Source organism: Variovorax humicola (assembly GCF_037889915.1).
In the GTDB taxonomy this organism is placed as follows: domain Bacteria; phylum Pseudomonadota; class Gammaproteobacteria; order Burkholderiales; family Burkholderiaceae_C; genus Variovorax; species Variovorax humicola.
On sequence record NZ_JBBKZV010000002.1, the window covers coordinates 89,293 to 114,983 of the forward strand.

The following is a 25,691-nucleotide window of genomic DNA, read 5'->3' on the forward strand; positions in this document are numbered from 1 at the left end:
AAACCGGCGCCGTCGAATGCCCGTCAATGCCTGGGATACGCGGAACCGGCTTCGCCGGGCCACTTGTTCTACTTGACCTGCTGCTTGCCCAGCTTGCGCGCCAACGTCCTGCGGTGCATGCCCAGCCGGCGCGCGGTTTCCGAGATATTGAAGCCGGTTTCCGCCAGCGTTTCGTGAATGCGCTCCCATTCGAGCGTTTTGATCGACGAGGAGCGATTGGTCAGCGCCACCTCGACATCACCCATGGCGCGACCGAATGCGGCTTCGATGTCGTCCGTGTTGGACGGCTTGGCCAGGTAATGGCAGGCGCCGAGCTTGATCGCCTCGACCGCCGTCGCGATGCTCGCGAATCCGGTCAACACCACGATCAGCATGTCCGGGTTGCCCGCATGCAGCGCCTGCACGCATGCCAGCCCCGAGGCCTGGCCGTTCAGCTTGAGGTCCACCACCGCGTAGCCCGGCGAGCAGGTCTGCAGCAGTGCGGCAACTTCATCGAGGCTCGAGGCAAGGGCCACCACGTAGCCCCGGCGCTCGAACGAGCGGCTGAGCGTCCGAGCGAATGCCGCGTCGTCCTCGACGATGAGCAGCAGGCGTTCCTCAGCTTCCATGAATTTCGTTTTCCTCGAACGTAATGGCGGCGAGCGGCAAGGTGATCTTGACGACCGCGCCGCCGATCGGCCGATTGTGTGCGTACACGCTGCCACCAATGGTACGGGCCACGTTCACCGCCAGGAACAAGCCGAGCCCGCCACCGGGCCGCCCCTTGCTGGATTGGTAGGGTTTGCCGAATTGCGCCAGCATCTCGGGCGCGAATCCGGGGCCGGCGTCGGACACGGTCACGACCAGCGCATCGCCCTCGCGCGCGGCTTCGAGGCAACACCAGCCCGGCGATGCCTCGATCGCGTTGTCCAGCACATTGCAGATCATCTGCTTCACGGCCGAATCCGACACCATCGGCAAGTCTTCGTCAAAGCGGTTGTCATAGGCAAAGCTTTGCACCGGCCGCGTGTTACGCCATTCGCCGACCAGGTCGTCCAGGAACGTGCACACCGTGGTCTCCACCGAAGACTCACCGCGCGCCTCGCCGGCGGACAACAGGATTGCGCTCACGATGGACTTGCAGCGTTGCACCTGGGCCTGCATTTCGACGAGTTCCTGCAGCAATTCGGGATCGGCCATGAACGGCTTCATGCGGCGCCAGTCGCCCAGGATCACCGCCAGCGTGGCCAGCGGCGTTCCGAGTTCATGCGCCGCGCCGGAGGCCAGCAGTCCCATGCGCACCACATGATCCTCTTCGGCTGCGCGTTGCCGCAGGCCCGCCAGCCGCGCGTCGCGTTCTCGCAGGTTGCCGCCGATACGGGTGATGAAGATCACCAGCAGCGCCGCATCGAGCGCAAAACAGACCAGCATGCCCTGGACATAGGGACTCGACAGCCCGCCCGCGTGGTCGAGCGGCAGCGCCAACGGACGCGCGAACAGAGCCAGCCCACCGAAACAGGCGACGGTGATCACCACCAGTGTCCAGGTCGCCCGGGGACTCAGCAGCACCGCCCCGAGGGTGACTTGCAGCAAGTACAGAAAAATGAAAGGGTTGGTGGCGCCGCCGCTCAGGTAGAGCTGCGCCGTGAACGCGGCCACGTCGAACAGCAGCGCGACGAACAGGCGGCGGCTCGTCACCTCCTTCGGACTGCGCCACCGCACCGTGCTCACCACGTTGAACAGCGCCAGCGCGGCCAGCACGCCAAGCATCGCCTTGATGGGCAAGGCGATGTGGAAGCCGTAGTACGCCACCTCGATGGTGAGGAGTTGCCCGACCACGGCGATCCAGCGAAGCTGGATCAACTGCAGCATGTTCTTGTGGCCGGTGACGTTGTCGACGCCCGCGGCATCCATGGTGACGGACTGGGTTGCCATCCTGCCTATCTTCCCGCCGCCTTGTCTTGCCGCTTCTTCTCGCGCATGAAGCGCCACGCCGCGCCGGCGACCATGAGCGCCAGCGCGTACCAGGTCAGCGCGTAGACCAGATGGTTGTTGTGGAAGTTGATCACCGTCAGCCCACCCGCTGGCCAGGTGCGCTCGCCTGCGGACGGAGGCGCATCCGCATCGATGAAATACGGCGCGACCACGGCCTGGCCTCTTGCGGCGGCGATGGCCTGAACGTCGCGCGAGTACCAGCGCCCGCTCGCCGCATCGTTGTTGCGCAGGAATCCACCCTTCGGTTCGCTCATGCGCAGCAGCCCGGTGACCGTGGTCTCGCCTTCAGGCTTCGTGGCGGTTCGTGCGGTGCGCTCACGCGCCTCTGGCGGCACGAAGCCTCGATTGACGAGCACCACGCTGCCGTCGCGCGCCTGCAGCGGCGTCAGCACCCAGAACCCGCTGCCAAGTTCGGTCACGGCCATCACCAGCGTCTCGCGGTCGTGGAGAAAGGTGCCGGTGACGCTCACGTGCAGGTATTCGTCACGCGCGGCCGTGACCTCGGGCCAGCGCTCCCGCCCGGGTGCCGCAATCGCGGGTGCATGCACGCGGTGCTCGACCCGGTCGATGAGATCGAGCTTCCAGGCCCTCCGCTCGACCTGCCAGGTGCCAAGCGCGATGAAACCGGCAAAAGAAAGAACCACGACGGCGGCGCAAGCCGCCAGTGCACCACGCCTCAAGGCATGTTCTTCATTTCTTTGACCGACATCGGCATCATGTTGTGGTTCAGGTGGAACATCACCCAGATCGACCCGGACAACGTGATGACGACCAGGATCAACGTGAAGGCCAGTGCCGTCATCGACCACCCGCCCTCGACCTTCGTGTTCATGTGCAGGAAATAGATCATGTGCACGAAGATCTGCACGATCCCGAGAGCCAGGATCACCAGCACCGTCGTGCTCTGCTTGTCGAAAACCTTGCTCATGACGAGCCAGAACGGAATCGCGGTCAGGATCACCGACAGGATGAAGCCGGTGAGATAGCCGCTCAACGTGCTGTGCGGTGCACCGCCGCCGTGGCCGTGGTCGTCGTGTGCATGCTCGTCGTGTGCGTGTTCGTCGTGTGCGTGATCGGCGCTCATTCAAATACCTCCGTGCTGCGCACTGCGATGCGAGCTTGCCTGGGGTGGTCCGGCGCGGCGCTCATGGCAATGACCCCATCAGATAGACAAATGTAAAGACGCCGATCCAGACCACGTCCAGAAAGTGCCAGAACATCGACAGGCACAGCAGGCGGCGCTTGTTCTCGTGAATCAGTCCGTGCTTTCCGACCTGCACCATCAGCGTGACGAGCCAGATGAGGCCGCAAGTGACGTGCAGTCCGTGCGTGCCCACCAGCGTGAAGAACGACGAAAGGAACGCGCTGCGTTGCGGCCCGGCACCTTCGTGGATCAGGTGCGCGAACTCATAGAGTTCGATGCCAAGAAACGCTGCACCGAACAACCCGGTAACGGCCAGCCACCGCAGCATCGAACCCACCTTGTTCTTCTGCATCTCCAGGACGGCGAAGCCATAGGTGATCGAGGAGAACAACAACATCGAGGTATTGAGCGCCACCAGCGGCAACTCGAACAGATCGGCGCCCGTCGGACCCGCTGCATAGCTACGGCCGAGTACCCCGTATGTCGCAAAGAGGACCGCGAAGATGAGGCAGTCGCTCATCAGGTAGATCCAGAACCCGAGCATCGTCCCGTTCTCGACGTGGTACTCCTCCTTGAGGTAGAAGCTCACGTTGCCGGGCGCCTTCACGTTGGCGAGCGAAGAAGAGGCTGTCATGTCAGGTGTTGCTGGCGAGCAGTCGGGTGCGGGCGGCTTCGGTGCGAATGACCTCGTCGACGCCGACGTGGTAATCGCGCTTGTAGTTGAACGTATGGCCAATGGCGACGACAAGCAGCGCGAAGAACGAAACGCCTGCGATGAGCCACATGTGCCAGATCATGGCAAAGCCGAACACGAAGCTGATGCCGGCCAGGATGATCCCGGCGCCGGTATTCTTCGGCATGTGGATAGGGATGAAGCCCTCCAACGGCCGCACATAGCCGCGCTTCTTCATGTCGTACCACGCGTCGTTGTCGTGGATCACCGGCGTGAAGGCGAAGTTGTATGCAGGCGGCGGGGACGAAGTCGACCATTCGAGCGTGCGGGCGTCCCATGGGTCGCCCGTGAGGTCGCGCAACTGTTCGCGTCTCATGAAGCTCACGACGAGCTGGACCAGGAAGCAGGCGATGCCCAGGGCGATCAGGAATGCGCCGAACGCCGCGACCTGGAACCAGATCTGCAGGGAGGGGTCTTCGAATCGGCTCAGGCGGCGCGTCACGCCCATCAGGCCCAGCGCATAGAGCGGCATGAAAGCGAAATAGAAGCCGACGAGCCAGAACCAGAACGAGCATTTGCCCCAGAACGGATCGAGCTTGAAGCCGAACGCCTTCGGAAACCAGAAAGTGATGCCCGCCATCAGGCCGAACAACACGCCACCGATGATCACGTTATGGAAGTGCGCGATCAGGAACAGGCTGTTGTGCAGGACGAAGTCGGCCGGCGGCACGGCCAGCAGCACGCCCGTCATGCCGCCGATGACGAAGGTGACCATGAAGCCGATGGTCCACAGCATCGGCACTTCGTAGCGGATGCGGCCGCGATACATCGTGAAAAGCCAGTTGAAGATCTTCGCCCCCGTCGGGATCGAGATGATCATGGTCGTGATGCCGAAGAACGAATTCACGCTGGCGCCCGATCCCATCGTGAAGAAGTGATGCAGCCACACGAGGTAGGACAGGATCGTGATCACGACCGTGGCGTAGACCATCGACGAGTAGCCGAACAGCCGCTTGCCCGAGAAGGTCGATACGACTTCGGAGAACACGCCGAACACGGGCAAGACCAGAATGTAGACCTCGGGGTGGCCCCAGATCCAGATCAGATTCACGTACATCATGGCGTTGCCGCCGAGGTCGTTCGAGAAGAAATTGGTGCCGACGTAGCGGTCGAGCGACAGCAGGGCGAGCACGGCCGTGAGCACCGGGAACGCCGCGACGATCAGCACGTTGGTGCACAACGCTGTCCAGGTGAACACCGGCATCTTCATCAGGCCCATGCCCGGCGCGCGCATCTTCAGGATGGTCACGACCAGGTTGACACCCGAGAGAAGTGTTCCTATCCCTGCAATCTGCAAGGACCATATGTAGTAGTCGACCCCTGCATCAGGGCTGTATGCCAGGCCCGAGAGCGGCGGATAAGCCAACCAGCCGGTGCGCGCAAATTCGCCGACGAACAGCGATGCCATCACCAGCACGGCGCCCGTGAGGGTCATCCAGAAGCTGAAGTTGTTGAGAAACGGAAACGCCACGTCGCGCGCACCGATCTGCAACGGCACGACGAAGTTCATGAGGCCCGTGACCAGCGGCATGGCCACGAAGAAAATCATGATCACGCCGTGCGCCGTGAAGATCTGGTCGTAGTGGTGCGGCGGCAGGTACCCCTCCGAGCCATTGAAGGCGATGGCCTGCTGCAACCGCATCATGATGGCGTCGGCGAAGCCGCGCAGCAGCATCACGATGCCCAGGATCACATACATGACCCCGATCTTCTTGTGATCGATGCTGGTGAACCATTCGCGCCACAGGTATCCCCAGACCTTGAAATAGGTCAGCGCACCGAGCACGACCGCTGCGCCGAGCACGACGACGGCAAATGTAGCGATCAGGATAGGTTCGTGGTACGGAATGGCCTCCCAGGTGAGGCGGCCAAAGATGAGCTTGGTGAGATCGAGGTGATCGAGCATGTTGATTGCGGACGCCAGGATCAGTTGGGGCGGGATGCGGTCGACGCAAATGCGTCGGCCGGATCGTTGATGCTACACATGGCAGCGACGTAGGTGCGTGCCGGCTTGCCACCGGGGGTGGCCGGCGTCGACGCGAGGTTGTAGGCGCTCGGCTTGCCGAGGCCGCCACTCCGGTCGATGGCCACCATGTCCCTGATGCACATCTTGCCGGACTCGACGCAGCGGTTGAGGATGGCGTCGTAGAGGTCCGGCGCCACGGACGCGTAGCGCTGGACCGGCACGGCCTCGCTCGGCTGTTCGAGCTTGATGTAGCCGGCACGGTCGAGCGAATTGCCGCTCGCCTTGGCTTTCTGCACCCAGGCGTCGAAACCGGATGCGGCCAGGCCGTGGAACTTGAATTTCATCTGGGAAAAGCCGGCGCCGCTGTAGTTGGCAGAGAAGCCTTCGAACTCGCCCGGCTTGTTGATGACGGCGTACAGCTTGGTTTCCATGCCGGGCATGGCGTAGATCTGGCCGGCAAGCGCAGGAACGAAGAACGAGTTCATGACCGTGGAAGCCGTGATCTTGAACTGGATGGGCCGATCGACCGGCGCCGCCAGTTCATTCACCATTGCGATGCCCTGCTCTGGATAGATGAACAGCCATTTCCAGTCCAGCGCAACGACCTCGACCACCAACGGCGTCGAGTTGGGCGCGAGGCCACGCTTCTGGTCGATGCGCTTGAGCTCGCGGTACGGGTCGAGCGTGTGGGTGCTGATCCAGGTGATCGCGCCAAGCGCAATGATGATCAGCAGCGGAGCCGCCCAGATGAGCAACTCGAGCTGCGAGGAGTGGTCCCAGTCGGGCCGATAGTCGGCTTCCTTGTTGGATTCGCGATACCGCCATGCAAAAAACAACGTCAGCGCAATCACCGGAATGATGATCAGCAACATGAGAATCGTCGAAACGATGACGAGGTCTCGTTGCTGTACTGCGATGTCGCCGGAAGGGTTCATCGTCACCCAGTCGCAACCGGCCAGCAAGGCGACGGCCGGCAACAGGATGAGACCGCGAAGGTACTTGAGTGAAGACATGCCGTGCGGAAGGGTGGTAAGCGTGAACGGGAACGCGCAGAATCTACGTCCAAAGGCGCATGAAGGGCATTGGACGTTTTGTCCTATGGCAAGATTTGTCAAGCAATGAGACCCTCCGTATTTGTGGCAACACCCTAATCACAAGCGAGCACGATGTCCAGCATCAGCCAACAACAAAATGATTTGTCGCCGCGCGACATGGAGCGCGACGTCAGCAAGCTCAATGCAGAACACTCCGGCATCGCTCCGAGCGAGATCGCCGTGGGCGTGATTGTGGGGCGAGCGTCGGAATATTTCGACTATTTCGTCTATGGCATTGCCTCGGTGCTGGTGTTTCCGGGCGTGTTCTTCCCGTTCGAGGAACCGCTGCCGGGCACGTTGTATTCGTTCGTGGTGTTCGCCCTCGCGTTCATTGCGCGGCCCATCGGCACGATCGTCTTCTTCAACATCCAGCGGCGCTGGGGGCGTGGCATCAAGCTGACGGCGGCGCTGTTCATGCTGGGTTTCGCGACCGCGGGCATTGCCTTCCTGCCGGGCTTCGAAAGCATCGGGCCTTGGGCGATCATCCTGCTCTCGGTGTTGCGCTTCTGCCAGGGCATCGGCCTGGGCGGCTCGTGGGACGGCCTGCCGTCTCTGCTGGCCCTCAATGCCCCACCCAAGCGTCGCGGCTGGTACGCCATGATTCCACAGCTGGGCGCGCCCATCGGCTTTGTCATCGCGGCCGGCCTGTTTCTCTATCTCTATTCCGAGCTGACCAGCGCCGACTTCATCGAGTGGGGCTGGCGCTATCCGTTCTACGTCGCGTTTGCAATCAACGTCGTGGCGCTGTTCGCGCGCTTGCGTATCGTGGTGACCGACGAGTACGAAGAGTTGCTCGACAAGTACCAGTTGCACCCTGTCGAAAAGGTCAGCGAGCTGCTCGACACAAGCGGCGGCAGCCTTGTGACCGGCGCGTTCGCCGCGCTGGCCAGCTATGCGCTTTTCCACCTCGTGACGGTGTTTCCGCTGTCGTGGCTCATCGTCAATTCATCGCAGGCGATCGACGACATCCTGCTCGTACAGATCTACGGCGGCGTGGTTGCCTTCTTCGGCGTGATGGCTTCGGGCTGGATTGCCGACCGCATCGGCCGCCGCAGCACGCTCGGCACGTTGGCCGTATTCATCGGCATCTTCGCCGTGGCCTCGCCCTTCCTGCTCGACGGCCAGATCATTCACCAGAACATCTTCATCATGGTCGGTTTCGTCCTGCTGGGCTTGTCCTACGGGCAGTCCGCCGGCGCGGTGACTGGCAATCTCGAACCCAAGTACCGCTACACCGGCGCCGCGTTGACATCCGACCTGGCGTGGCTGATCGGTGCGGCGTTTGCCCCGCTTACCGCGCTCGGCCTGTCGTCCCATTTCGGCCTTTATGCGCTCAGCGCCTACCTGCTCTCCGGCGTGATCTGCACGCTGTTGGCGCTGGGCATCAATCGCACGCTCAACCGCGAGTGAGCGGCGCAGGCCGCCGGGTTGGCCAGGTCGGCTACAGCGCGCCGACCTGGGTCAGGTCCGGCCGCTCCAGCCACTCCTGCCATTCATCTGCAAGCCGTTGGGCCTCGGCCGCTGCCTTGCTCCACGCCGAAACCCTGCCCTGCACATCATTGCCGTAGCGCAGGAAGTCGTTGCGGTCCGGCAGCTTGCCGTTCGGCAGCGTCTTGACCCACTCGGCGTCGGGCGCGAGCAACACCATGCGGTCAAGAAAATGTGTCGACTTGTGTCGCCACTTCAGGCCCTTGTCGAGCCAGCCCGGCACCACGGCCTTCTGGAAGTGCGGATACAGAACGATGCCGTCGGCATTGTTGTAGTTCAGGTGCAAGTGATAGTCGGTGATGCCGCCGTCCCAGTAGGCACCGGGCGGCGCGCCCGGTATATCGTGCACGGCTTCGAGCATGAAGGGGATGGAGCACGAAGCCTGCAGCGCCGGCGCAAAGTTGGCCTCGTCGAGCGCCACCTGCCGCGTGCGGAAATCGCGTGTGGCAAAAGGCAGCGTCGCGCCTGGACTTGAAAAAACCACCCGCTCCAGCCAGGCGCCGAGGCTGCGGCGATGCACGCTGTTGGTGACGAAGGCTCCGAGGTATCCCACCGGCGTTCGTGCACTGCCTTCGCGTCCGAGGATATGCCGCCCGCGCGAGGTGATGACGTGCAGCCTGAAGCGCAGATGGTGGGTCACTTCGGCCACGCGACCTGCAAAGAAGCCGCGCAGGTCATTGCCGAACTGACGGCTCACTTGCTGCGCCGTCATGCGCCTCTGTCCTTCGGGCACGTCGAAGTGCTGGTGGATGTAGCCGTGCTCGAACTGCTCGAAAGCGGAGGTCACGTGGTCGAGGCATGCGTTCGCCAGCCGCCACGCGCCGATGGAGGCACCGACCAGATCGACGGGCTGGGTCGAGCGAGGCAACCATTCGCCGAACGTGAAGCGGTCGAGTGGCCCGAGGATCAAGCCCTTCGGTCCGCCTGCCGCGCCAGGAATCGTGCGGACGTGCTGCGGCAACAACCCGTGCCGGGCGATGTGCTCACGGGCGAGTGGCCCCGCATGGATGCGCAGCGCTTTCATGTCGTGCGGTCAAGCAATATCCGTGCGCCAGCGAAAGGCGGACGAACGCAGGCCGCCGACGCGCGCATCTCGAATTCCCGCTTCGCCTATTTGCGCAGCCCCTGCAGCTTGGCAAAGGCATTCGCCATCTGGCTGGACGGTTGCGGTGCGTTGTCGCGGCGCGAACCGTGTTGCTGCTGGCCGCGGCCCGCGCCTTCGAAGCGGTTGTCGCGCGGGCCGTCGCGGCGCGGCGGTGCGGCGTCGAGTTTCATCGAGAGGCCGATGCGCTTGCGCGCCACATCGACTTCCATCACCCTGACCTTGACGATGTCGCCAGTCTTCACGACCTCGCGCGCGTCGTTGACGAACTTGTGGGCGAGTTGACTGACGTGCACCAGGCCGTCCTGGTGCACACCGAGGTCGACGAACGCGCCGAACTGCGCGACGTTGCTGACCGTGCCTTCGAGCACCATGCCTTCGACCAGGTCCTTGATGTCTTCCACGCCATCGTTGAAACGCGCGACCTTGAAGTCGGGGCGGGGATCGCGGCCCGGCTTTTCGAGTTCGCCAAGGATGTCTTTCACCGTGATGACACCGAACTTCTCATTGGCGAACAATTCGGGTTTGAGCGACTTGAGCATCTCGGCGCGACCCATCAATTCAGTGATCGGCTTTCCGGTCTTGACCATGATCTGTTCGACCAGCGGATAAGTCTCGGGGTGCACACCTGTGATGTCGAGCGGGTTGCTGCCACCGCGCACACGCAGGAAGCCGGCGCTTTGCTCAAAGGCCTTGGGGCCGAAGCCGGTGACCTCGAGCAGTTGCTTGCGCGTCGCGAAGGCACCGTTGGCTTCGCGCCAGCGCACCACCGACTTGGCCACGCTGGCAGACAGGCCCGACACGCGGCTCAACAGTGGCACGCTGGCGGTGTTGAGGTCGACGCCGACCGAGTTCACGCAATCCTCCACCACCGCGTGCAGGGTGCGCGTGAGTTCACTCTGGTTCACGTCATGCTGGTACTGGCCGACGCCGATGCTCTTGGGATCGATCTTCACGAGTTCGGCCAGAGGGTCTTGCAGGCGGCGCGCAATGCTCGCCGCGCCACGCAAGCTCACGTCGACGTCGGGCATTTCCTGCGACGCGAATTCGCTGGCCGAGTAGACCGAGGCACCGGCTTCGCTCACCACCACCTTGTCGATGGTCATGGCGGGCGTGCCCGCTTGCGCCGCCATCTTGCCCAGCAGCTTGATGAGGTCCGCGGCCAGCTTGTCGGTCTCGCGGCTGGCGGTGCCGTTGCCGATGGCGATGAGGTTCACGCCGTGCTTGGCGCAGACCTTGCCGAGCGTGTGCAGCGAGCCTTCCCAGTCCCTGCGCGGCTCGTGCGGGAACACGGTGGCTGTTTCGACCAGCTTGCCGGTGGCATCGACCACTGCGACTTTCACGCCGGTGCGAATGCCCGGGTCCAGGCCGAGCACGACGCGTGGGCCGGCAGGCGCAGCCAGCAGCAGGTCGCGCAGGTTGTCCGCGAAAACCTTGATGGCCACCTTCTCGGCTTCTTCGCGCAGCCGGGTGAACAGGTCGCGCTCGGTCGAGAGCGACAGCTTGACGCGCCAGGTCCAGGCCACGGCCTTGCGGATCAGGTCATCGCAAGCGCGGCCCGCGTGGCTCCAGCCCAGATGCAGCGCGATCTTGCCTTCGGCGATCGACGGCTTGCCCGGCTCGGGCTCGACCGGCAACACCAGCTTGGCATCGAGGATCTCGAGAGTGCGGCCGCGAAACACGGCCAGTGCGCGGTGCGAAGGCACGCGGCCAATCGGCTCGTCGTAGTCAAAGTAATCGCGAAATTTGGACACATCGGCGTTGTTCTCGTCCTTGCCGGCCATGAGGCTGGACTTGAACAGGCCTTCGCTCCAGAGCCATTGGCGCAGCGATTGAACGAGCGCTGCGTCTTCCGCCCAGCGTTCGGAGAGGATGTCGCGCACCCCGTCCAGCACCAGTTGCACCGTCGAGAAATCGAGCCCGTCGGCGGCTGGCTTGACGAAGGCCGCGGCCTCTTCCTGCGGGTTCAGCGTCGGGTTGGCAAAGAGCCTGTCGGCCAGCGGTTCGATGCCGGCTTCGCGCGCCATTTGCCCCTTGGTGCGACGCTTCGGCTTGTAGGGCAGGTAAAGGTCTTCGAGTTCCTGCTTGGTCGGAGCGAATTCGATGGCGGCGCGCAGTTCCGGCGTCAGCTTGCCCTGCTCCTCGATGCTCTTGAGCACCGCCGCGCGACGGTCTTCCAGTTCGCGCAGGTAGCCGAGGCGTGCTTCGAGTTCGCGCAACTGGACGTCGTCGAGGCCGTCGGTGGCCTCCTTGCGATAGCGCGCGATGAAAGGAACCGTTGCGCCGCCGTCGAGCAGGTCGATGGCGGCCTTGACCTGGTGCTCGCCGACCTTGATCTCTGCTGCAAGCTGGCGAATGATTTTCTGCATATCTTGAACGTCTTTGCGGGACGCACCGTAAAGGGTGGCGCGATTGAAGCGCGGGAGTTTGCCACAGGGCCCACGACGGTCCCGACGGTATTCCACAGCACAACAGGGCTATGCTGCCCCCGATGAATCTCCCTCCCCGCCCATGGTTGCGCATGGTGCTGCGTGCCGTCATCGCGGCGCTGATGGTGCCCGTGTTGCTGTTCGAGGAATGGGGCTGGGCGCCGCTGGCCGCGCTGGCGGCGCAATTCGGGCGGCTACCGCTCTGGGCGCGTCTGGAGCGCAAAGTGGCGACACTGCCGCCCTGGGGCGCGCTGATCGTTTTTCTTGTCCCGATAGTCGCGTTGTTTCCCGTCAAGTTCATGGCCTTGTATTTTTTCGGCCTAGGCCATTTCAATACCGGGTTCATCTTGCTGATCGGCGCCAAGCTGGCAGGCACGGCCGTTGTCGCGCGGCTGTTCGAGTTGACCTTGCCGGCACTGATGGAGATACCGCTGTTCGCCCTTTGGTACCCGCGCTGGAAAACGTGGAAGGACCGCGTTTTGTCGGAAGTCCGACAGAGTGTGCCGTGGCGCGCCGTCCGCACGCTCAAGGCTGGCATGCGGCGCTGGTGGCGGGCGCTGCGACAGCGCACGGAATGAAGTTGCTATCAAATTGGTAGCAGCTGGAACCTATGGGGCCGAACTCGCGGTCGATTCTGACCCTGCCCTGTTTATTTTATCCGGATAATAAAAAACCAATATTTTGCCCGGATAGAATGCGGCATGACAACGAGTAACACAGACTCTCCACGAGACTCCCTGACTGCTTTCGCGGGTTTCCAGCGCATTGCCGCAGGTTCGCGCGCCGAAGTCATCGCACAGTTGCGACGCCGCACAGACGCACAGCCGCTGTTCGTCTTCGATGACGCTACCGGCGAACCGATCGACCTCGACCTTCGACCCGGCGCCCCCGCTGCCTCGACCGAGAGCGCAGCGCCGGAGCCACCGCCCCGCACCGTCGGCCGCCCCAAGCTCGGTGTCGTGGCGCGCGAGGTCACGCTGCTGCCTCGGCATTGGGACTGGCTCAATCGCCAGCCGGGCGGCGCGTCGGTTGCGCTGCGCAAACTGGTGGAAGACGCGCGGCGGATCAACGTCGACCGCGACGCGGTCCGTGCATCGCGCGAAACCTCCTATCGCTTCATGAGCGCCATTGCCGGTCACCTGCCCGATTTCGAGGAAGCAAGCCGTGCATTGTTTGCCGGCGAGCAGGCACGCTTCGAGCTGTTCGTCGCAGGCTGGCCCGAGGACGTCAAGTCGCATCTCGCGCGGCTGTCGGCCAACGCCTGGACCGCCGCATGAACCGGCGCGACGAACTGGAGCCGGAGGACGTCCGTATCGCTGGCGAAATCGCGGCGCCACCCGCGGCCGTGGCCGATCCGGTGCCTGCGCCCGTGCCGCCGCCAACCCCGCCGCGCGGACGCGGCTACGTCGAGGGCAAGCCGCTGTGGAAGATCTTCGCCGTGTTCCTTGCGCCGATGCTGCTCAGCAACATCCTGCAGTCACTGTCGGGCACGCTCAACAACATCTACGTGGGCCAGTTGATCGGTGTCGGCGCCATGGCGGCCGTGTCGAGCTTCTTCCCGGTGATGTTCTTCTTCATCGCATTCACCATCGGCCTTGGTGCCGGCGCATCGGTGTTGATCGGCCAGGCCTGGGGCGCCCGCGACGTGGACAAGGCCAAGGCCGTGGCGGGCACCACCTTGTCGGTCGGCATCGCCATGGGACTGGTCGTGGCCGTGTTCGGCGGCGCCTTCACCACACACCTGCTGGTCGCGCTCGGCACGCCCCCGGACATCCTGCCCGAAGCCACGCGCTACGCACGCATCATGTTGATCGCGATGCCGGGATTGTTCGTGTTCCTGCTGTCGACCGCGATGCTGCGCGGCGTGGGCGACACCGTGTCGCCGCTGTTCACGCTGCTCGTCTCCACCTCCATCGGCCTGGTGCTGACGCCCGCGCTGATCCTGGGCTGGATGGGGCTGCCCAAGCTCGGCGTCGCCAGCGGCGCGGCGGCGACCGTGGTGTCGTTCATGGTCTCGACGACGTGGCTGGCTTTTCGCCTGCGCGCCAAACGCAGTCCGCTCGCGCCGGATGCCACATTGGCGCGGCACATGCGCATCGACCCGAAGATCCTCAAGACCGTCTTGAAAGTCGGTGTGCCGACCGGCTTGCAGATGATCGTCATTTCCCTGGCAGAAGTCGCCCTGCTCTCGCTGGTGAATGCCTACGGCTCCAATGCCACGGCCGCGTACGGCGCGGTGAACCAGGTGGTGGCTTACGTCCAGTTCCCGGCCATCTCCATCGCGATCACCTCGTCGATCCTCGGGGCGCAAGCCATCGGCGCCGGCCGCTCCGACAAACTCGGCGCCATCGCGCGCACCGGCCTGATGATGAACCTGGTGCTCACCGGCACGCTGGTGCTGGTCGGCTACCTGTTCTCACGCCACCTGATGGCACTGTTCATCACCAGCGAGCCGGTGATCGAGTTGGCCCAGACGCTGCTTCACATCATGTTGTGGGGCAACATCGTCTTCGGCATGGCCTCGGTGCTGTCGGGCATCATGCGGGCCAGTGGCTCGGTGCTGGTGCCGACCGGCATCGCGATCTTCTGCATTGCGCTGGTCGAGGTGCCGGTGGCCGTGTTCGCGAGCCATCGGATCGGGCTGAACGGCATTTGGGTGGCGTACCCGGCAGCGTTCGTGGCGATGCTGGTGATGCAGGCGGCCTATTACCGGCTGGTGTGGCGGAAGAAGACGTTCAAGCGGCTGGTGTGAGGGCCAGTCATGTAGCCGCTGGCCCGGCCCGCGTGCCACGGCGGCGCCGATGCCATGGCTGGCACCGGTCAGCAAGACGGCCAGGTTCTCCGGTTCAGAGTGAAGCGGCAGTGGCTTCGAGTTGAGCGAGACGCCGAGCCATGCGCCCGACGAAGTTTTGCGTGACGTGCGGCAGCACGCGTTGCGTCGGCACCAGAATGCCGACCTGCTGCTCCTTGAGGGCCGGCAGGTCGAAGGGCCGCCAGAGCAACTCGCCGCGCTTGAGCTCCTCGATGAAGGCGATCTTCGAGAAGCAGGAGATGCCCGCGCCGCCGATGATGAGGCGCTTGAGCAATGGCGTGGAATTGCAGGTGGCCGCCGGCTCCATGTCGTCCCAGAAGGCGGCGAACTCGGGCGACAGCGCGGCGCTGAGCACCGGGTACGAACTCGAGCGCAGGAACGGGAAGGGTGAGCAGTCTTTCAGCGACACCGAATTGAACCGCGCCAGCGGATGCCCCGGCGGCATCACGATGCCGATCGGCAGGTTGGCCAAATGGATCGCCTGCACGCCGCCGGGAAGCCGGTTCACGAAAGCCAGGCCCACGTCGGCCTGCCCGGCCATCACCATTTGTGCCACCTCCATCGGCTGGGTCGAAGTGATGGTGTAGGTGACCGCGGGAAAGACCTGCAGGAACTCCTCCACCGCGGACGGCAGCAGCTCGTGGAAGAACGAATCCATCGCGGCGACCTTCACGTGGCCGGTGCGCTCGCCCTTGAGTGCATCGAGTTCGGTGCGCATCACCTGGAACTGGTGCAGTGTCTCCTGCGCATGCTTGAGCAGGCGCTCTCCGGCGGGATTGAGGCGCAGGCCGGTCGGCAGGCGGTCGAACAGCTCGACACCCAGTTCGTCTTCCAGCTTGTGGATCTGGCGGTTGACCGCACTGGCCGCCACGAAGAGGCGCTCCGAGGCCTTGCGCACCGAGCCGCAACTGGCAACCTCGATGAAGTACTTGAGGACGCTGGCGTGCATCAGGCCACTCCTTCCGAAGCCACAGTCGACACATTCATCAGGGCGAATGTACAGAGTGCGGCCGCCTTCGTGGATGTCATGTCATTCGCGGGGCCGGTCGACTTTGTGCGGTCGAGGGGGCCTCAGTTCGCGCCGGTGTACGCCGTCTTCACCGTAGTGAAGAACTCCTGCGCGTACTTGCCCTGCTCGCGCGGGCCGTAGCTGCTTCCCTTGCGCCCGCCGAATGGCACGTGATAGTCCACCCCCGCCGTCGGCAGGTTGACCATCACCATGCCGGCCTGGCTGTGGCGCTTGAAGTGCGTGGCGTACTTCAGGCTCGTCGTCGCGATGCCCGCGGACAGGCCGAACTCGGTGTCGTTGGCCGTGGCCAGTGCTTCCTCGTAGTTCTTGACCTTGATCACGCTTGCCACGGGGCCGAAGATCTCTTCCTTGTTGATGCGCATGCTCGCCACCGATTCACTGAACAGCGCCGGCGACATGTAGTAGCCCTCGGTGCCCAGCTTCAGCCGCTCCCCGCCCGCCGCCAGCGTCGCACCCTCGCCCTTGCCGATGGCGATGTACTCCAGGTCCTGGTCGAGTTGCGATTGGCTCGACACCGGTCCCATGTCCGTGCCCGCGGCCAGCGCATCGCCCACCTTGATCTTCGCCATGCGTTCCTGCATTGCAGCGATGAACTTCGGATAGATGCCTTCGGTGACGATCAGCCGGCTCGAGGCAGTGCAGCGCTGGCCGGTCGAATAGAAGGCGCTCTGCACGCTGAGTTCGACGGCCTGGTTCAGGTCGGCGTCGTCGAGCACCACTTGCGGATTCTTGCCACCCATTTCGAGTTGCACCTTCTTCTGGTTGGTCACGCACTGGATCGCGATGTTGCGGCCCACGCCGACCGAGCCGGTGAAGCTGATGGCATGGATGCCGGGGTGGTTCACCAGCGCATTGCCGATCACGCTGCCGCGGCCCATCACCAGGTTGAACACCCCCGCCGGAATGCCCGAGCGGCTGATGATCTCGGCCAGCGCCCAGGAAGAGCCCGGCACCAGGTCGGCGGGCTTCAAGACGACGCAGTTGCCGAAGGCCAGCGCCGGCGCGATCTTCCATGCAGGAATCGCGATCGGGAAGTTCCACGGCGTGATCAGGCCGACCACGCCGACCGGCTCGCGCGTGATCTCCACGCCGATGTTCGGGCGAACCGAGGGCAGCAACTCGCCGGACAGGCGCAGGCATTCACCGGCGAAGAACTTGAAGATCTGCCCGGCGCGGGTGGCTTCGCCGATGCCTTCGGCCCGGGTCTTGCCTTCTTCGCGCGAGAGCAGCGTGCCGAGCTCTTCGCGGCGCGCCAGGATCTCGGTGCCGATCTTGTCGAGCGCGTCCGAGCGCGCCTGCACGCTGCCGGTGGCCCAGGCCGGGAAGGCCGCAGTGGCAGCGGCCACGGCGGCTTCGACGTGCGTGGCGTCGCCCTGGGTGTACTCGGCGATCGTGTCGCCCAGGTTGCTCGGGTTGATGTTCGCGCCATAGCTGGCTCCAGCCAGCCATTCGCCATTGATGAGGTTGTCGTGGTGTTGTGTCATGGATGTGTTTTTCTCAGCGGCCCCAGCGCAGCACCAACGGATCGAGGCGGCGGGCCGTTTCGATCAGGCCGGCGTGGGTTTCCGGGTGCATCGCGGGCCAGGGGTGGCGCGGCGCTTCGCAGGCGATCACGCCGCCCTCTTTCATCAGTGCCTTGGCGGCCAGGAAGCCGGACTGGCGGTTCTCGTGGTTGATCAGTGGCAGCCAACGTTGGTAGAGCGCGAAGGCCTTGTCGCGGTCGCCCGCGCGATGCGCCTCGATGATGGGACGGATGCCGTCCGGGTAGCCACCGCCGGTCATCGAGCCGGTGGCGCCGGCGTCCAGGTCGGGCAGCAGCGTGATCGCTTCCTCGCCGTCCCACGGGCCTTCGATCGCGTCGCCGCCCATGCGGATGAGCTCGCGCAGCTTCGATGCCGCGCCCGCCGTCTCGATCTTGAAGTAGGCGACATGCTCGATCTCCGTTGCCATGCGCGCGAGGAAAGCGGGCGACAGCGGTGTGCCGCTGGCCGGCGCGTCCTGCACCATGATCGGAATGTCCAGCGCATCCGAAAGCTGCGCGTAGAAGGCATGGACCTGCGGCTCCGGCACCCGGAAGGTCGCGCCATGGTAGGGAGGCATCGCCATCACCATTGCGGCTCCCATGTCCTGCGCGCGGCGGCTGCGCTCGGCGCACACCCGCGTGCTGAAGTGGCTCGTGGTGACGATCACGGGCACGCGGCCGGCCACGTGCTCGAGCACCGTGCGCGTCAGCACCTCGCGCTCCTCGTCGGACAGCAGGAACTGCTCGGAGAAGTTCGCCAGGATGCAGATGCCATCGGAACCCGCATCGATCATGAAGTCGATGCATCGCTTCTGGCTTGCGAGGTCGAGCTCGCCGGTCTCGGTGAAGGTGGTCGGTGCGACCGGGAAGATGCCCCGGTAGCGGGCCTGCACCGTCAAGGCATCACCTGCCCGCCGTTGACTTCCAGCACCTGCCCCGTGACGTAGCCGCTGGCGGCGGCGCTGGCCAGGAACAAGAAGGCGCCCACGCATTCCTGCGCGGTGCCGAGCCGGCCCATCGGGATGGCGTTGGCGAAGTTCTTCAGCACCTCGGGGCTGGAGTGCCCGTCATGGAACGGCGTCTCGATCACGCCAGGCGCCACCGCGTTGACGCGGATGCCGTCCTTCACGAGTTCCTTGGCCATGGTGCGCGTGATGGTGGAGACGAAGCCCTTGCACGCGGCGTACAGGCCAGCGCCCGGCCCGCCGCCGGTGCGCGCTGCCTGGGTCGTGACGTTGATGATGGCGCCGCCGCCGCCCGCCGCCATCAGCGGAATGACACGCCGGCTCACCGCGACCACCGAGCGGGCGTTGAGGCGGAACACCGAGTCGATGTAGTCGTCGTCGGCATCGGCGATGGGCGAGCGCTTCACGAAGCCGCCCGCGTTGTTGATGAGCACGTCGATGCGGCCGAAGGTGTCGTGCACCGTCTTCACCATGCGGTCGACGGCAGCCGAGTCGGTCACGTCGGCTTGCACCACGATGGCCTGGCCGCCGGCGGCCTCGATGTCGCGCGCGACAGCATCGGCCTCGTCGCGCTTGCCCCGGTAGTGCACCGCGACCCGCGCGCCGGCGTGGCCGAGACCGCGCGCCACGGCGGCGCCGATGCCGGTGCTGGCGCCCGTGAGCAGGACGGCCTTGTTCTTCAGATCATTCATGCTGTCTCTTTCAGGTTCATGGATTGGATGGAGCCGCCAGCGGCCTGGGCGCCCGGCGCTTCCTGCGCGATGCGCGGGTGGTCGCAGGGCACGCGCCGCGCGTCGGCGCCGCCGGGCGAGCCCAGGCCGCTGACCTCGGCGCCGAAGAACTCCCGATTGATCGCCACGAAATGGGCCATTTCGGGCGGCAGGAGAATCTCCTCGTAGATCGCCTGGGTGGGGCAGGCAGAGACACAGACGCCGCAGTCGATGCACTCGTCCGGGTGGATGTAGAGCGTGCGCTCGCCCTCGTAGATGCAATCGACGGGGCAGCAGTGGACGCAGGCCCCGTCCTTGACGTCGATGCAGGCGGCGGTGATGACGTGTGCCATGGCAAAGCCTTTCCGTCTACCGTCCCAGCCACTGCGGCTTGCGCTTCTGCTGGAATGCGAGCACGCCTTCGTTCGAGTCCTCCGAGCGCAGCGCCGAGACCAGTTCCGGCAGACGCATGCCGTGCGCCTGCGATGGCGACATCTGGCCGGTCTGGCGTACCACCTGCTTGATGGCGCGCAGCGACAGCGGTGCGCAGGCCAGCAGTTGCTGCACCCAGCGGTCGACCGCAGCATCGAGTTCGGCACGCGGCACGACTTCGTTGATGAGGCCCATCTCCAGCGCGCGCTTCGCCTTGATGCGCTGGCCGGTGAGCATCATGCCCATCGCCTGGCGGTAGGGAATCTGCCGCTGCAGCAGCAGCATGCCGCCGTCCAGCGGCAGGCGGCCGACCAGCGGCTCGGGCAGGCCGAAGCTCGCCTCCTCGCAGGCCACGACCAGGTCGCAGCCCAGCACCATCTCGAAGCCGCCGCCCAGCGCGAAGCCGTTGACCTTGGCGATGACCGGCACGTTGAGCGTCTCGCGCAGCGCGATGCCGCCGAAGCCGCCCGGCCGCGTGGCCGCCCAGTATTCGACGCCCTTGAGGTTGGACGTGTTCTTCAGGTCCGCGCCGGCGCAAAAGGAGCGCTCGCCGGTGCCGGTCAGCACCACGACGCGAACGTCGTTGCGCTGCTCGATGTCTTCCCAGATGCGGATCAGCTCGGCCTCGGTCGGCAGGTCGACCGCGTTGAGCACGTCCGGGCGGTCGATGGTGACCGTCGCGACGTTGTTCGCGACTTCGTAGAGAACAGGCATCACAAAACCTCCGTGCTTCGCACTGCCGTACGAGCTTGCTTGGGGCGGCCCGCGGCGCTCACAGCGTCACCACTTCAATCAGCGAGCGCGCCTCGGCAAGGATTTCTTCCGTGTGCTGCCCTAGCCGCGGCGGTTCGCGCAGGATGCCGGTGGTCGCGCCGGACATCTGGATCGGGCTGGCGATGAACTTCAGGGTGCGGTCCGACAGGGTGCTGTCTTCCAGGATCATCTTGTTGTGCAGCGTCTGCGGATCGACCAGCGCCTCGCGCATGTCGCGCACCGGCGCGGACAGCAGGTCTTGCGCTTCAAGACGGCCCAGCCAGTGTTCGCGCGTGTTGCTCGCAAAGCGCGCGCGGAAGATCGCATGCAGTTCGGCCTTGTGCTTGAACTGCGCATCCAGGTCGGCGAAGCGCGGGTCTTGCGACAGGTCGTCGATCTCCAGCGCCGTGCAGATGTCGCGCAGCGGATGCTGCTTGAATGCGCCGACCAGCACCAGCGGGCCGTTCTGCGTCTCGAACGTGCCCGACAGCGGCATCGCGGCCCAGTTGACCTCGGAGTCCTCCATCATGATCATCGCGGCCTCCTGCATCTGCATGGCCAGCATCGAGTTGAAGAGCGAGACGGAAATCTTCTGGCCTTCCCCAGTGCGCTCGCGCTGCAGCAGCGCGAACAGGATGCCCTGCACCATGTGCATGCCGGCGGTGTAGTCGGCCAGGGCGGTGGGGTAGATCGAGACCGGGATCGAATCGTCGGCGCGGCGCGCCATCACGCCGGTCAGCGCCTGCGCCAGCACGTCCTGGCCGCCCTTGTGCGCGTACGGGCCGGTCTCTCCGAAGCCGGTGCCCACGGCATAGATGATGCGCGGGTTGAGCCGCTTGCAGTCCTCGTAGCCCAGGCCCAGGCGTTCCATCACGCCGGCGCGGAAGTTGTTGGTGACCACGTCGGCATCGGCGATCAGCGCCTTGACCAGGTCCACTTGCGCTGCGTCGCGCAGGTCGATCTCGACGCTGCGCTTGTTGCGGTTCAGGCTGCAGAAGATCGGGTTGTCATGGCCCGCGACCGGCGCGAAGGTCGAGCGGCTCAGGTCGCCCGCGCCCTTGCGCTCGACCTTGATCACGTCGGCGCCGTGGTCGGCCAGCATCTGCGTGCAGACCGGGCCCATCATCACCTGCGTGAAGTCGATGACGCGGATGCCGGCAAGCGGCAGGTTCTGTGAATCGGTCATCACGCGGCCTCCGCAAACGAACGGGCAATCGTGGGCACGTCGGCATTCGGGCCCTTCTGGTCGCCGGGGTCGGCGCCCTGTGCGCGCAGCGTGCGCTGCAGCTTGCCGATGTCGACGTTGCGCACGGATACGCCGGCGTCCAACGAGAGCGCGGCAGCGGTCCCGGCAGCTTCGCCCATCGCCATGCAGGGAGGGATCTCGCGCGAGATCTTCTGCGCGGCCGAGGTCGACGAGTAGTGGCGACCGGCCACCAGCAGGTTCTCCACGCTGCGCGGCACCAGCGTGCGGTACGGGTAGTAATAGTCGCGGCCGCGCGCCACGCTGTCCTCGAAGCGCACGCGCTGGGCCACGTCTTCCTTCGACATGACGTACTCGCCTTCGAGCAGGCGCGTCTGCCGGATGCCGGTCTGCGGCGCCAGGTCGATCAGGTAGCAGTCCTTGAAGCCCGGCAGCTTGGCGCGGATGAACTCGATCACCTTGTGGATGGTGTTGCGACCCTGCACTTCGGCGCGCGTCAGGTCCTTCACCTTGAGGCCGTCGAGGCCGGCCATGTGCGGGCAGTTGCACCACACCACGCCCGGCAGCGGCGTCTTGAGCCACCAGCTGTCCCAGGCGCCGCCGAGCAGATGCTTGATCTCGCGGTCGATCGCCTGGAAGGCGACAGGTTCCTCGTGCTCGAAGCGCTCGGCCTCGTCGGTGTCGACACCGCCCAGGCGGAACACGGTCGTCACGATGTAGGCGCCGCTGATGTGCGGGGCGCCGGCCGATGCGGCCACGTCGAGGTCGCCGGTGGCATCGATGACCACCTTGCCGAGGATCGCTTCACGCCCGCTCTTGGATTCGCAGACCACGCCCTTGACCTGGCCGTCCTCGACCAGCGTGCGCGAGAACCACGAATGCAGCCGCAGGTCGATGCCGGCCTGCTGCACCATCTCCAGCGAGGCGCGCTTGAACGCATCCGGGTCGAAGGCGGCGGCAAAGCAGATGGGGTGCGGCTTTTCCTTGCTGTGGAAGTCGAAGGTGCCCCAGCGCTTCCAGCGGCGCACGGATTCGGGCAGGCTGCCCCACTCGTGCTGCTTGGGGTATTCGGCCAGGCCGCGCGAGGCCATGCGCTCGATCATCTCCATGCAGATGCCGCGCACCGAGATTTCCTGCTGGTGGCTGTCCCACATGTCGTCGAGCACCAGCACCATGCCGCCCGAGGCGAGGCCGCCCAGGTGGTTGTAGCGCTCCAGCAGCGTGACGCTCGCGCCGTTGCGCGCAGCGGCCAGTGCCGCGGCCTGGCCTGCGGGGCCGCCGCCGACAACGACCACATCCGATTCGGCTGCCACACGGATGTCGTGGGCAGGCTCTTGCATCCAATCGCCAATACGGCTCATAGAAATCTCCTGTTGAATAAGTCGGGGTGAGGCGGCGCGCGTTTTGGCTGGCGCCGCCCCGGGATGTACCGGGGTCAGTGCGAGCTCTCCGGATGCCAGCGGATGATCCAGCGTTCGGCCAAGGTCACGAGCAGGAAGAACAGCCCGGACAAGGTCGCGCTCATCACGATCGCGGCATACAGCAGTGGAGAGTCGAAGTTGAAGGTGGCCTGCAGGATCATGGCGCCGATGCCGACCGTGGCACCCACCCATTCACCGACCACCGCGCCGATCACGCACATCGAGGCCGCGATGCGCAGCGCCGAGAACAGGTACGGCAAGGCGTTCAGCAGCCGCAGGCGGAAGAAGATCTCCATCTTGCTGGCCGACAGCACGCGCATCAGTTCCATGGCCTGCGGGTTCACAGACTCCAGCCCGCGCACCGTGTTCACCAGCGTCGGAAAGAAGCACACGAGCGCGGCGATGGTGATCTTCGGCTCCATGCCGTTGCCCATGATCAGCACCAGCACCGGGGCCTTGGCGACCAGCGGCACGGCGTTGAACATCAGCACGACCGGGAAGAAGATGTCCTGCAGCGTCTTGTTGTGGACGAAGATGGTGGCGACGACGATCGCGGCCAGGTTGCCCAGCAGGAAGCCGCCCGCCGCCTCGAGCGCAGTGGGAATCAGGTTGTCGAGCAGCACCGCGCGCTTGGCGTAGAGCGTCTCGACCACCGCCCACGGTGTCGGCGCGATGAAGGGCTTGACGTCGAAGATCGCGATCACCGCCCACCACAGCGCCAGCAGGCCGACGATGCCGAGCGCCGGCAGGATGCGGCTGCGCCACATGCGCCGCCGGCGGGCGTCCGCCCACTTGAGGTATTCGGGGTCGGCGGAGCCCTGGTTCAGCACGGCCGCGGGCGTATCGATAGAACTGGTAGTCATGGCAGCGGTCTCAGCAGGTTTCCAGCACGCGCCGCAGATGGGCCGTGAGTTGCACGAATTCGGGCGTCTCGCGAATGTCGAGGGTGCGGTCTTCGGGGAGGTTGACCGGAACGATCTCGCGCACGCGGCCCGGGTTGGCAGCCAGCATCAGCACGCGTTGGCCCAGGAAGGCGGCCTCGTGGATGCTGTGCGTCACGAAGAGGATCGTCACGCCGGTGTCTTTCCAGACCTTGCGAATCTCCTCGTTGAGCCGGTCGCGCGTGATCTCGTCGAGCGCGCCGAACGGCTCGTCCATGAGCAGGATCTTGGGGTCGCTGGCAAGCGCACGGGCGATCGAGACGCGCTGGCGCTGACCGCCGGACATCTCGTGCGGCCAGGCGTTCGCGCGGTCCTTGAGGCCCACGAGTTCGAGCAGTTCCTGCGGCGAACGGCGACCCTTGCGGCTCGCGCCCTTGCCCACCTGGAGCGGGAGCTCCACGTTCTGCAGCGCCGTGCGCCAGGGCAGCAGCGCCGCGTCCTGGAACACGAAGCCGATGTCGCGGTTCTTGCGCGCGGTCTCCGGCGAAGTGGAGAGCACGTCGATGCTGCCGCGGCTCGGCGCCAGCAGGTCTGCGACGACGCGCAGGAAGGTCGACTTGCCGCAACCCGAGGGGCCGAGCAGCGTCAGGAATTCGCCCTGCGCCACGTCCAGGTCCATCGACTTGATCGCGGTGACATCGCGGCGCATCGTGAAGAAGCGCATGCCGATGTCGCGGGCGCTGATCGCGGGCGTTGTCTTCAGAACGGCGGACATGGTCAGGCCGCCTTCATGCGCGCTGCGGCGGTGGCCTTGAGCATGTCGAGCGTCATGACGTCTTCCAGCTTCGGCGTCTTGGCGGTGAACTGGCCCAGCTCCGAATACAGGGAGATCTGCGACTGCCAGACGGCGGGGTCCATGGCGCCCCAGCCCTGCGTCTGCGCCAGCCCGCCGAGCGCGTACTCGAGCATCACGTCGATGGCTGCGCGTTCGTCCTCGCGCTTGAGATTCGGGTACTCCTTGATGAGCAGGTCGGCGGCTTCGTCGCGGTTGGCCTTGACGTGCTGCCATCCGCGCGACGTGGCGCGCAGGAAGGCCTCGATCACCTTCGGCTGCTTCTCGAGCGTGGTTGTCGTCGCGTAGTACGGCAGCGCATAGAGCTGCACGCCACCGTCCCACAGCGTCAGGTCGACGCGGCCCGCGCCGAGCGCCTTGAGTGCGGTGGTGCTGGTGAGCCAGCCGGTGACGACGTCGACCTGCCCGCTCAGCAGCGGCGCCATGTCGGAGCCGACGGTGATCACGGTGACGTCCTTCTCGGCGATCTTGTTCTTGGCGAGCAAGGCACGCAGCAGGATGGCGGCGGTCGACGGAATGCCGACCTTCTTGCCGACCAGGTCGGACGGCTTCTTCACGGGGTTCTTCGACAGCGAGAAGAAGGTGAACGGGTGCTTCTGCGCGCCGGCGGCAAAGCACTTGATCGGCAGGCCTTGCGAGACCGCGAGCATCACCGAGGGGCTGGAGGAAACCTGCCCCACTTCGTAGCGGCCCGATGCCACGATGGCAACGCCGTCGATGTTCGGTCCACCCGGCTGAATCGCGAAGTCGATGCCTTCCTGCTCGTAGAAGCCGAGGCGTTTTGCCACCACTTCACCGATCTGGTTGACGCTCGGAATCCAGCCGAGCTGCATGTTGATCTTCGCCTTGCCTTGCGCGAACGCATCGATCGACAAGAAGCCGCCGGCCGAGAGGCCTCCGGCAACGAGGGAAGTCTTGAGGAGACTACGGCGACCTTGGTCGCAAACATTGGCCATGAGTGAGTTCCTTTTTGATGGATGCAAGCGGGTAATGCGGGCACTGTGGTGAGCTCTTTGCCAGGGGCGTCGAGGACCAGTGGCGCGAATGTAGAAGTCGAGGCTGGTGCTGCCAAGCATCGTTTTTCGCAACGGGCGAACTAAAAAATCGTGCGGATCGAGGGTCCGGAATGCGGAATTCGTCACTCTTCGCTTGAGAAAGACGCGCGCGAGATGCCTTTG

The 25,691-nt window shown here is 65.0% G+C and carries 24 protein-coding genes; 4 read left to right on the forward strand and 20 right to left on the reverse strand.

Going from position 1 to position 25,691, the window contains the following annotated elements; all coding sequences use genetic code 11:
* Positions 1 to 68: 68 nt before the first annotated feature.
* From WKW80_RS04180 to cyoA, 7 genes are all read right to left on the reverse strand, one after another.
* A complete protein-coding gene (locus tag WKW80_RS04180) occupies positions 69 to 608 on the reverse strand; it encodes a response regulator transcription factor (RefSeq protein WP_340362293.1) in 540 nt (179 codons plus the stop codon).
* Entirely contained in the window at positions 598 to 1,914 is a 1,317-nt protein-coding gene (locus WKW80_RS04185; protein ID WP_340362294.1) for an ATP-binding protein, read from the reverse strand. Before WKW80_RS04185 ends, WKW80_RS04180 begins: the two co-directional genes overlap by 11 nt.
* 5 nt (positions 1,915 to 1,919) lie before the next feature.
* A complete protein-coding gene (locus WKW80_RS04190) occupies positions 1,920 to 2,654 on the reverse strand; it encodes an SURF1 family protein (protein WP_340362295.1) in 735 nt (244 codons plus the stop codon).
* Positions 2,651 to 3,058: a cytochrome o ubiquinol oxidase subunit IV gene (gene cyoD / locus WKW80_RS04195; RefSeq protein ID WP_340362296.1), complete on the reverse strand. Its 408-nt coding sequence runs from the start codon at positions 3,056 to 3,058 to the stop codon at positions 2,651 to 2,653. Before cyoD ends, WKW80_RS04190 begins: the two co-directional genes overlap by 4 nt.
* A 61-nt stretch (positions 3,059 to 3,119) precedes the next feature.
* On the reverse strand, positions 3,120 to 3,752 hold the full coding sequence (gene cyoC, locus WKW80_RS04200) for a cytochrome o ubiquinol oxidase subunit III (RefSeq protein ID WP_340362297.1): 633 nt from the start codon (positions 3,750 to 3,752) through the stop codon (positions 3,120 to 3,122).
* 1 nt (position 3,753) lies between these two features.
* The gene (cyoB, locus tag WKW80_RS04205) at positions 3,754 to 5,757 is read right to left on the reverse strand and encodes a cytochrome o ubiquinol oxidase subunit I (protein WP_340362298.1); all 2,004 of its coding nucleotides are present in this window, start codon (positions 5,755 to 5,757) and stop codon (positions 3,754 to 3,756) included.
* 20 nt (positions 5,758 to 5,777) lie between these two features.
* Positions 5,778 to 6,830: a ubiquinol oxidase subunit II gene (gene cyoA / locus WKW80_RS04210; RefSeq protein WP_340362299.1), complete on the reverse strand. Its 1,053-nt coding sequence runs from the start codon at positions 6,828 to 6,830 to the stop codon at positions 5,778 to 5,780.
* 198 nt (positions 6,831 to 7,028) lie between these two features.
* Here cyoA and WKW80_RS04215 point away from each other — a divergent pair, with 198 nt between their 5' ends.
* Positions 7,029 to 8,321: an MFS transporter gene (locus WKW80_RS04215; RefSeq protein WP_340362812.1), complete on the forward strand. Its 1,293-nt coding sequence runs from the start codon at positions 7,029 to 7,031 to the stop codon at positions 8,319 to 8,321.
* Between the two features lie 31 nt (positions 8,322 to 8,352).
* Here WKW80_RS04215 and WKW80_RS04220 read toward each other — a convergent pair whose 3' ends face one another.
* Together WKW80_RS04220 and WKW80_RS04225 are read right to left on the reverse strand one after the other, a co-directional pair.
* Positions 8,353 to 9,423: a patatin-like phospholipase domain-containing protein gene (locus WKW80_RS04220; protein WP_340362300.1), complete on the reverse strand. Its 1,071-nt coding sequence runs from the start codon at positions 9,421 to 9,423 to the stop codon at positions 8,353 to 8,355.
* A gap of 86 nt (positions 9,424 to 9,509) precedes the next feature.
* Entirely contained in the window at positions 9,510 to 11,870 is a 2,361-nt protein-coding gene (locus WKW80_RS04225; protein ID WP_340362301.1) for a Tex family protein, read from the reverse strand.
* Between the two features lie 152 nt (positions 11,871 to 12,022).
* Here WKW80_RS04225 and WKW80_RS04230 point away from each other — a divergent pair, with 152 nt between their 5' ends.
* From WKW80_RS04230 to WKW80_RS04240, 3 genes are all read left to right on the forward strand, one after another.
* Positions 12,023 to 12,508 carry a hypothetical protein gene (locus tag WKW80_RS04230; protein ID WP_340362302.1) on the forward strand — a complete coding sequence of 162 codons (486 nt, stop codon included), beginning with the start codon at positions 12,023 to 12,025 and terminating at the stop codon, positions 12,506 to 12,508.
* 123 nt (positions 12,509 to 12,631) lie between these two features.
* Complete coding sequence (locus tag WKW80_RS04235; protein ID WP_340362303.1) at positions 12,632 to 13,207, forward strand: DUF2239 family protein; 576 nt, start codon at positions 12,632 to 12,634, stop codon at positions 13,205 to 13,207.
* A 176-nt stretch (positions 13,208 to 13,383) separates the two neighbouring features.
* Entirely contained in the window at positions 13,384 to 14,682 is a 1,299-nt protein-coding gene (locus WKW80_RS04240; RefSeq protein WP_340362813.1) for an MATE family efflux transporter, read from the forward strand.
* Positions 14,683 to 14,776: 94 nt separating this feature from the next.
* Here WKW80_RS04240 and WKW80_RS04245 read toward each other — a convergent pair whose 3' ends face one another.
* The 11 genes from WKW80_RS04245 to WKW80_RS04295 form a co-directional block, all read right to left on the reverse strand.
* A complete protein-coding gene (locus WKW80_RS04245) occupies positions 14,777 to 15,691 on the reverse strand; it encodes a LysR family transcriptional regulator (RefSeq protein ID WP_340362304.1) in 915 nt (304 codons plus the stop codon).
* A gap of 122 nt (positions 15,692 to 15,813) precedes the next feature.
* On the reverse strand, positions 15,814 to 17,256 hold the full coding sequence (locus tag WKW80_RS04250; protein WP_340362305.1) for an aldehyde dehydrogenase family protein: 1,443 nt from the start codon (positions 17,254 to 17,256) through the stop codon (positions 15,814 to 15,816).
* 13 nt (positions 17,257 to 17,269) lie between these two features.
* Positions 17,270 to 18,193, reverse strand: a complete 924-nt coding sequence (locus WKW80_RS04255; RefSeq protein WP_422822848.1) for a dihydrodipicolinate synthase family protein — start codon at positions 18,191 to 18,193, stop codon at positions 17,270 to 17,272.
* Positions 18,190 to 18,951 (reverse strand): SDR family NAD(P)-dependent oxidoreductase, encoded by a 762-nt coding sequence (locus WKW80_RS04260; RefSeq protein ID WP_340362306.1) that lies wholly within the window; start codon positions 18,949 to 18,951, stop codon positions 18,190 to 18,192. Before WKW80_RS04260 ends, WKW80_RS04255 begins: the two co-directional genes overlap by 4 nt.
* Complete coding sequence (fdxA, locus tag WKW80_RS04265; protein WP_340362307.1) at positions 18,948 to 19,322, reverse strand: ferredoxin; 375 nt, start codon at positions 19,320 to 19,322, stop codon at positions 18,948 to 18,950. Before fdxA ends, WKW80_RS04260 begins: the two co-directional genes overlap by 4 nt.
* 16 nt (positions 19,323 to 19,338) lie before the next feature.
* The gene (locus WKW80_RS04270; protein ID WP_340362308.1) at positions 19,339 to 20,115 is read right to left on the reverse strand and encodes an enoyl-CoA hydratase-related protein; all 777 of its coding nucleotides are present in this window, start codon (positions 20,113 to 20,115) and stop codon (positions 19,339 to 19,341) included.
* 58 nt (positions 20,116 to 20,173) lie between these two features.
* Positions 20,174 to 21,340 (reverse strand): CaiB/BaiF CoA transferase family protein, encoded by a 1,167-nt coding sequence (locus WKW80_RS04275; protein ID WP_340362309.1) that lies wholly within the window; start codon positions 21,338 to 21,340, stop codon positions 20,174 to 20,176.
* The gene (locus WKW80_RS04280; protein WP_340362310.1) at positions 21,340 to 22,719 is read right to left on the reverse strand and encodes an FAD-dependent oxidoreductase; all 1,380 of its coding nucleotides are present in this window, start codon (positions 22,717 to 22,719) and stop codon (positions 21,340 to 21,342) included. The genes WKW80_RS04275 and WKW80_RS04280 overlap by 1 nt, the downstream gene beginning before the upstream one ends.
* Before the next feature lie 74 nt (positions 22,720 to 22,793).
* The gene (locus WKW80_RS04285; protein ID WP_340362311.1) at positions 22,794 to 23,642 is read right to left on the reverse strand and encodes an ABC transporter permease; all 849 of its coding nucleotides are present in this window, start codon (positions 23,640 to 23,642) and stop codon (positions 22,794 to 22,796) included.
* A gap of 10 nt (positions 23,643 to 23,652) precedes the next feature.
* A complete protein-coding gene (locus WKW80_RS04290) occupies positions 23,653 to 24,435 on the reverse strand; it encodes an ABC transporter ATP-binding protein (protein WP_340362312.1) in 783 nt (260 codons plus the stop codon).
* A 2-nt stretch (positions 24,436 to 24,437) separates the two neighbouring features.
* Positions 24,438 to 25,469, reverse strand: a complete 1,032-nt coding sequence (locus WKW80_RS04295) for an ABC transporter substrate-binding protein (protein ID WP_340362313.1) — start codon at positions 25,467 to 25,469, stop codon at positions 24,438 to 24,440.
* Positions 25,470 to 25,691: the final 222 nt, after the last annotated feature.